1 pseudogene is annotated in these 794 nt (G+C 80.5%); it reads right to left on the bottom strand.

Features of this window, described 5'->3' with window-relative positions:
• Positions 1–794: pseudogene (locus GB864_RS18020) on the bottom strand (hypothetical protein); the annotation flags it as partial.

Genomic DNA, 794 nt, shown 5'->3' with positions numbered 1-794 from the left:
GGCGGCGGAGACCGTCGGAGCCGGCGCGGGCGCCGGTCGCGCCGGGTCGGGGTCGGGCTCGGCGGCGGGCTTCGGTGCCGCCGGAGTCGCGGCCGGCTCCGAGCCGCGCGGCTGCACGCGGGCGATGAACTTCACCGTGACGCCGAACGCGCCGTCGAGCGCCTCGCGCACGAGCACGCTCGGCGTGCCGGGGCGCTCGCGGGTGCCGCGGAACGCCTCGACGGCCGGCTGGTCGGGGAACTCCAGGACCAGGATGTCGTCGGCGCGGTACTCGACCGGACGGCCGGAGGCGACGATGCCGGCCGCGGCCTCGTCGTGCTCGCGCACCTCCTCGACGACGTCCTCCCACGCCTCGGTCACGTCGACGATCGCAAGACCGCCGGATCGGGTCGCGGGGGCGGGAGCGGACGGAGCCTCCGCAGGCTGCGAGGCCGCAGGCGCGGCGGCAGGCGGCGCGGACGGTGCCGTGGTCGCCGGGGCCGACGGTGCCTGGCTCGCCCCCAGCGGCGCTGCGCCGACCCGCTCGGACTTCGGGGCGGGCTTGCCGAGCGAGGACGCCGGCACCATCGACGCCCACGCGGCGCTCGCGTCGACCGCGGCGTTCGTCGCGGGCGGGGTCTGCGCCTCCCCGGCCAGAGCCGGCTCGGGAGCCGGGCGCGACGACGTCGCCGCCGGCACGGCCTCGGGGCGAGACGGCCCGGCGGGGACGGGCTCCGGTCGGACGGTCTCGGGGCGCGCGAGCTCCGGCGCACGCGTCGGCTCCGGGCGCGCGGGCTCCGGGGCGCGGCGCACCG

This window comes from Agromyces seonyuensis, assembly GCF_009789225.1.
GTDB classification, from domain to species: Bacteria; Actinomycetota; Actinomycetes; order Actinomycetales; family Microbacteriaceae; genus Agromyces; species Agromyces seonyuensis.
Note: the sequence above shows the minus strand (reverse complement) of the source record. Positions and strands in the feature narration are given on the sequence as shown.